Origin of the sequence: Micromonospora solifontis (assembly GCF_003725545.1) — a bacterium.
In the GTDB taxonomy this organism is placed as follows: Bacteria; Actinomycetota; Actinomycetes; order Mycobacteriales; family Micromonosporaceae; genus Micromonospora; species Micromonospora solifontis.
Window position 1 is genome coordinate 1 of record NZ_RJLN01000152.1, and the last position, 6677, is coordinate 6677.

Genomic DNA, 6677 nt, shown 5'->3' on the forward strand with positions numbered 1-6677 from the left:
CCGCCGCCGGGGAGCCCGGCTGGGCGGCCACCGAACCCCTGCCCGCCCAGCCGGCCGCCGGACACCCGGCGGAGCGTGTTTCCGCCGGCCGGCCCGGCGAGATCTGGACGGAGCACGCCGCCCCGGCCTGGCCGGGCGTGCCGACGACGGGCGCCCCGGTGGGCGAGCCGGCCCCGGTGCCGCCGCCGACGCCGGTGGGCGCACCACCGCCGCCGGGCGGCTACCGGCCGCCGTTCGCGCCGCACGGCCCGTACGCCGGCTCCTACCCGCCGGCCCCCGCACCGGCCCGACCGGCACGCGCCCCGAAGCGGCCGAAGGAACGCTCCGCCCTGGGCGCGGCGACCTTCTCGCTGATCTTCCTGGCGTTGGGCCTGGTGGCCGTGCTCGACCTGCTCGACGTCTTCCCCGTCGGGGCCGCCGGCTACTTCGCGGCGGCACTGGCCACCATCGGGCTCGGGCTGCTGGTCGGCACCTGGTTCGGCCGGGCCCGGTGGCTGATCGCGCTCGGCCTGGTGACCGCGGCGGCGCTCGGCATCGCCACCGTCGCGGAGTCCTACGACCGGGTACGCGGGATCGACGGCGACGCGACCTGGGCCCCGCCCAGCTACCGTGACCTCGCGGACCGGTACGAGAACAACTTCGGCGACAGCGTGCTCGACCTGCGCGCGGTCGACTTCGACAAGAAGGACACCCAGGTGACCGTGGTGGTCAACTTCGGCAAGGCCACGGTGGTCGTACCACCGAACGTGGACGTCACCACGGTGGCGGACGTGAACGCGGGCGACGCCAGCGTGTTCGGCCGGCGCGCGGGCGGGCTGAACCGGCCGCAGTGGGAGACCACCGACCTCGGCGCGGACGGGCGCGGCGGCGGCACCCTCCGGCTGATCGTCCGGGTGAACGCCGGAGACCTGGAGGTGACCCGGTGAAGGCGCACCGCACCGACCTCGTGTCGTTCGCCTTCGGGCTGACCTTCCTGGCCCTCGCGGTCTGGTGGCTGCTCGCCCGGATCCTCGGCCTCACCCTGCCACCGGTCGGCTGGTTCCTGGCCGGCGCGCTGATCCTGATCGGACTGCTGGGGCTCCTCGGCGCGCTGCGCTCCGGGCGGCACGCCCACCGCGAGCCCGCCGGCGAGCAGCCGGAAGCCACCGTGGCGGCGCCCTACCTGGACGGCACCCCGGTCACCGGCGGGCCGACCGGAGCGGCCGACGAGTGGGCCACGGACGCCGTCGCCGACGAGCACGAGGAGGCCACGGCGGACCTGCCGTACGGCGGTGAGCCCCGCTGGTCGCCGTTCGCGCCCCCGGCCGGCACGGACGTGCCCGGAGCGCCGACCGGCGAGCCGGTGGAGCAGGCCGGCGCGACCCGGGAGCTGCCGGTGACGGGGACGGACCGCGTCGGCGACGCCGAGCCACCGACCCGCGAACTGCCGGCGACGGGCGGAGACACCGGCCCGGGCGGCCCGGAACGGCCGGCCGGCTGACCACGGCGGTGCGGTACGCCGCGGGCGGCGCATATGCTGGCTGGCGGAGACCGCGCCTCCGCCCGCCGGCCCACCCCGTGGCGCCCGGCTGTCCGGCGTCGCGGCGGCGTCAGACGGGCCGCGCCCGGATGGCGGTAGCCGCGGCCGGCGCTCCCGGTCGCCGGTGCCCCGTCCGCGGCCCCGGCCCGGCCGGTGCGCCGTGGCGGTCCCGCCGCGTCCCCGTCGCCACCTGAGTCAGGAGCCCGTCCGACATGACCCAGTCCCCCGCCGTGCGCACCCCCGGCCCGTCCGGTCCGGTCCGCATCGGCGAGCGCGCCGCCCGTACCCTCGCCTCCGAGCTCGCCCGGCGCAACGACCCGAAGGCCGGCCTGCTGGTCGGCGCGACCCCGGACTCCGCGGTGCTCGCCGCGGCGATCGAGGCGCTGCTCCCCGGTGACCGGCTCACGGTCGTACCGGCGGAGGGGGCCGCCGTTTCGGCGCTCCGCGAGCACGTGACGGCCCAGGGCTCCTGGGTCGCCGATCGGGTACGGGTCGCCGACACCCTGGCCGAGGCGGACGCCGCCGAGGTGGTCATCGTCGCCGAGCCGTTCACCGGCACCGCCGACGAGGCCCGGGTGGCCGTCGACGGGCTGTCGAAGTACCTCGCCGAGGGCGCCGTGCTCAGCGTGGCCGCGCCGGTGTTCCGGACCGAAGGCGCCGGCGCCGAGCTGGACCGGCAGGGTGTGCTGCACGGCGTGCGTACCGACCTGGTGCTGCGCAACTCCCCGCCGGTACGGGTGCACCACCTGCGGTTCACCCCGGCCCGCGCGGCGCTGGCCGCCCACCTCGCCCCGGCGTACCGGCCGTCGAGCGTGCCGCTGACCCGAGGCATGCACATCGACTCGAACGGGGTCGCGGCGGCGGGCATCAGCCTCGGCCTGGCCGCGCTGGCCAAGGCCGCCCGGCCGAAGTCGAAGCTCTGGCTGCTGCCGGCGCTGGCCGCCGCACCGGTCGCCGCGTTCTTCCGGGACCCGGAGCGGGACGTCCCGGAGGACCCGTCGGCCGTGGTCGCCGCGGCGGACGGTCAGGTCCTCTCGGTTCAGCGGCTGCACGACGAGCGCTTCGGCGACGGGGAGTGGCTGCGGATCGCGGTCTTCCTCTCCGTGCTGGACGTGCACGTCAACCGCGCGCCGGTGGCCGGCAAGGTGATCGACTACTTCGTCGCGGACGGCGGGTTCGTCAACGCCATGAAGCCGGACGCCGAGCACAACGTGGCGGCGTACACCGTGCTGGAGACCGACCACGGCACGGTGGTGGTGGCGCAGCGGACCGGCCTGATCGCCCGGCGGATCGTGCAGCGGGCGCCGGTCGGCGCGCTGCTGGCCCGGGGGGAGCGCTTCGGTCTGATCCGGTTCGGCTCGCGGACCGACGTCTACCTGCCGGTGGCGGCGGCCGAACCGCTGGTCGGCCCGGGCGACAAGGTGGTCGGCGGCGCGACGGTGATCGCCCGCTGGGTCTGATCACGGGACACGAGGAAGGGGCGCCGCTCGTCGCGGCGCCCCTTCTCGTCGGTACGGGTCAGGCGGTACGGCGCTGGCGCAGCCAGAGCACCGGGCCGCTGACGAGGTAGCCCACCACCACGAGGGCGAAGGTGAGCCGGATGTCGATCAGCGCGCCCACCACCGGGGCCAGCCAGAGCCACGGCGGCAGCTTCACCAGCCGGGCCAGCTTGGCGTACGGGAAGCTGGACACCATCGCGAAGGCGAGCAGCGCCACCCCGGCGACCATCACCAGGCCGGGAACCGGCAGCCCGATCGCCACGGTCAGGGCCAGCACGGCCGCCGCCATGGTGGTCGGCACGCCGCAGAAGAAGCGGCCGTCCTTGGGCGAGACGTTGAACCGGGCGAGCCGGATCGCGGCGCAGGCCGCGACCAGGGCGCAGGCGACCGCGGCGGCCGCCGGCGGGACCGAACCGGCCAGCGAGGCGTAGACCACGACCGGCGCGGCGAGGCCGAACGAGCACATGTCGGCCAGCGAGTCCATCTGGGCGCCGAACGGACTGGCCACGCCGAGCTTGCGGGCGAGGGCGCCGTCCAGGCCGTCGAACGCGACGCAGGCGATCAGGCAGAGCGCCGCGACCCGGGTGTTGCCCTGCATGGCCAGGAAGATGGCCAGCATGCCGAGCATGAGGCTGCTCAGGGTGCAGGCGTTGACCAGGGCGAACTTGGCCCGGCGGGCGGCGGTGCGCGCACCCGGCAGGAGCGGGATCGACATCGCCGGGGACTCGTCGACCGGCGCGGCGGGGGCCAGCGCCGGGCTGACCGGCAGCACCGCCTCGACCTCGGCGTCGAACCGTCCGTAGCGGCGACGCTGGCGGTCGGCCCGGCGGTGGTCGGGGGTGAGCAGGTCGGTGCCGGACGCGGCGGCGCCGTCCCGGCGGCCCACCCGGACCAGCAGCACCTGGCGGGCGAACGTGCTGCTGCGGCGCAACCTGCCCGCCCAGCGACGCCCTGCGGGGCGCGGACTGTCAGTCGTACGACGCCGGCGCCATGGGGCTCTCGGCACGTTTCCTCCATCACCGGATCGGCTGACCGCCACGTGGGCGGGTGTCCGGCTGTCTCGTGCCGGACCTTTCGGATCCGGCAGCCCTTTTGCGGAGTACACCATTGCACAGGGGATAGGGGCTTGGCGATAGCTGCCGGCGGTACTTATAACTCTCTTAACCGCGCGAACCGCTCACGTATTCCCATCTCGGGCCACATCGCCCGTTTTCGTCGGCCAACCCCAACTCCCGACTGTACCGGAGCTGCCCCATCCCGGCTCGGCGAGCGGGTGCTACCTGCCCCGTCGTCCGGTTGCCAGCGCCGCCACGTCGGTCATCCGCAGCGCGCCGACCTGCTCCGGAGCGAACCAGGCGGCCCGCGCGGTGGAACCGCCGGCGAGCTCGGTCACCACCGCCTCGGTGGGGGCGTCGACCCGCACCCGGTAGATCACCCGTACGCCGTGCCAGTCCAGCGGCCGGCCCTCCGGCCCGAGCGCGGCCGGGTTGTGCAGGTTGTCCACGGCCAGCAGCTCGACCACCCGCCCCAGCTGGCCGGCCTCCTCCACCAGCTCGCGGAGCAGCCCGGCCGCCGGCTGCTCGCCGTGGTCGGTGCCGCCGCCGGGCAGGTGCCACTTGCCGGCTCCCGGATAGCCGTCGGCGATCATGGTGAGCAGCACCCGTTCGGCCGGGTCGGTGACCAGCCCGTACGCGGCGAACCGCTGGCGCCGGTCGACGGCCGGGGCGGCCCGGTCGGCCGGCAGCGCCCGGGGCAGGTCCGCCGGCAGGGGCGAGACGGGGAGCCCGAGCAGCTCCGCGGTGAACGGCATGAGCGGCACCGCCGCCGCCTCGGCCGGGGTGAACCAGGCCAGCTCGTCGCTGCCATCGGCCGGCTCCGGGCGCGGCTCGCCGCCGCGGGCGTCGACGTCGAAGACGAGCCGGTCGGTGTGCACCGCGGCATCCTCGGCGCGGAAGACGGCCACGTCGGCGACGGCGGCCCGGACGGCGGTCACCGCGACGGCCAGCCCGGTCTCCTCGGCGAACTTCCGCACCACCGTCTCGGCCGGATGCTCCGCGTGCTCGACGCCACCGCCGGGCAGCTGCCACACCCCCGGATACGGGCCCCGGCTCGCCCCCCGCGCCAGCAACACCCGCCCCCCGGAGTCCCGCAGCACCCCGTACGCCCCGATCCGCCGCCGCTGCTCCACCCGCACCCTCTCCCCCGACCCGCTGTCCCGTCGATCATGAGGTTAGCGGCACCAGGGCGGACATTTCACACCGTCAACCTCATGATCAACGGGGCGGCGGGGGTGGGGGGGTGGGGTGGGTGGGGGTGGGGTGGGGGTTAGATGAGGTGGGCGGCTTGGACGGCTTCGGCGGTTACCTCGGTGAGGCGGTCCGTCGGGAGGGCGCCCAGTTCCTCGCGGCGGAACCAGCGGGCCTCGCAGGTCGAGCCGCCGACGTCGGCCACCGTGGGTGGGGCCGGCTGGTCGACGACCACCCGGTAGAAGGCCCGGACCCCGTGCCAGTCGATCGGGTAGCCCTCCGGGCCGAGCGAGGCGGCGTCCCGGTGGCTGGCCACCCCGAGCAACTCGACCAGGCGGCCGGTCTGCCCGGTCTCCTCGACCAGTTCCCGGATCAGCGCGGCGCCCGGCTGCTCGCCGTAGTCGGTGCCGCCGCCGGGCAGGTGCCAGCAGCCGGCGCCCGGGTAACCGTCGGAGACCCGGGTGAGCAGCACCCGCTCCTCCGGGTCGGTCACCACGGCGTACGCGGCGAAGCGCTGCGCGCGGTGCAGCCCGTCCGGGCCGGGGACCGCGTAGAACGAGGGGAACTCCGGCACCTCCTCCGGCACGAGGTCGTCGGTGGAGGCCGGCAGGCCCAGGGCGCGCGCGGTGAACGACCGCAGCGGCAGCCCTCGAGCCTCGTCCAGGGTGAACCAGCGGGCCAGGTCGGTCGGGCGGTCGACCCGGTCGCTGAGCGTGCCGCCCCGGACCGAGACCGTGTAGAGCAGGCGGTCGGTGTGGATCGTGATGCCGCGCTCGGGCAGCGCCCGCATGTCGGCGATCACGTCCTGCAGGGCGGCGACGGCGACCGAGAGGCCGGTCTCCGCGGCGGTCTCCCGGACGACGGTGTGCTTGGGGTCTTCACCGTGGTCGACCGCCCCTCCGGGGAGCGACCAGGTGCCGGGGGTGCCGGAGCGCTCCGATGCGCGGACCAGCAACACTCGGCCGTCTGAATCAGCACAAACTGCGTATGCCGCGATCCTGCGCAGCGGCTCCAGCGAGGTGGTCACGGGAGGAAATTCTCCTCGGCGCCGGTTACCTCCATCGAAAAGAGTCAGATTCCTGACTCTTTTCTGGCGCCTCAGGGGCCGGTCAGGGTAAGAGTCCGGGCGGTCACCGAGGTCGCCCGCCGGCCCGCGCGGGACCGTGGGGACATGACCTCCACGAGCACCCCTCAGGCCCCGTACAAGCAGCTCCGTCGACCCGTCACGGACCGGATGATCGCCGGCGTGGCCAGCGGCGTCGGGCGTTACTTCGCCGCCGACCCCAACCTGGTCCGGGTGGTCTTCGCCGTCGCCACCCTGCTCACCGGCGGGCTCGCCGCGCTGGCGTACCCGATCATGTGGTTCCTGATGCCCGAGGAGCCGGCCGGCGCGCCCGCCTGGCCGCACCCGGC

The 6677-nt window shown here is 75.5% G+C and carries 6 protein-coding genes and 1 pseudogene; 4 read left to right on the plus strand and 3 right to left on the minus strand.

The window, feature by feature from the left end:
• From EFE23_RS27155 to EFE23_RS27165, 3 genes and pseudogenes are all read left to right on the plus strand, one after another.
• A partial coding sequence (locus tag EFE23_RS27155) for a LiaF domain-containing protein (protein WP_163599829.1) occupies positions 1 to 926 on the plus strand: 926 nt, incomplete at its 5' end.
• Positions 923 to 1210 (plus strand): annotated as a pseudogene (locus tag EFE23_RS29810) (hypothetical protein); the annotation flags it as partial. The gene EFE23_RS27155 and the pseudogene EFE23_RS29810, both read left to right, overlap by 4 nt.
• A 521-nt stretch (positions 1211 to 1731) precedes the next feature.
• Complete coding sequence (locus EFE23_RS27165; RefSeq protein ID WP_123243722.1) at positions 1732 to 2979, plus strand: phosphatidylserine decarboxylase; 1248 nt, start codon at positions 1732 to 1734, stop codon at positions 2977 to 2979.
• Positions 2980 to 3037: 58 nt separating this feature from the next.
• Here EFE23_RS27165 and EFE23_RS27170 read toward each other — a convergent pair whose 3' ends face one another.
• From EFE23_RS27170 to EFE23_RS27180, 3 genes are all read right to left on the minus strand, one after another.
• Positions 3038 to 3949 carry a CDP-alcohol phosphatidyltransferase family protein gene (locus EFE23_RS27170; protein WP_123243723.1) on the minus strand — a complete coding sequence of 304 codons (912 nt, stop codon included), beginning with the start codon at positions 3947 to 3949 and terminating at the stop codon, positions 3038 to 3040.
• 345 nt (positions 3950 to 4294) lie between these two features.
• Positions 4295 to 5206 (minus strand): NUDIX hydrolase, encoded by a 912-nt coding sequence (locus EFE23_RS27175; protein ID WP_123243725.1) that lies wholly within the window; start codon positions 5204 to 5206, stop codon positions 4295 to 4297.
• Positions 5207 to 5343: 137 nt separating this feature from the next.
• Positions 5344 to 6291 carry an NUDIX hydrolase gene (locus EFE23_RS27180; protein WP_123243724.1) on the minus strand — a complete coding sequence of 316 codons (948 nt, stop codon included), beginning with the start codon at positions 6289 to 6291 and terminating at the stop codon, positions 5344 to 5346.
• A gap of 144 nt (positions 6292 to 6435) precedes the next feature.
• Between EFE23_RS27180 and EFE23_RS27185 the strand changes: the two genes are divergently transcribed.
• A partial coding sequence (locus EFE23_RS27185) for a PspC domain-containing protein (RefSeq protein ID WP_148058555.1) occupies positions 6436 to 6677 on the plus strand: 242 nt, incomplete at its 3' end.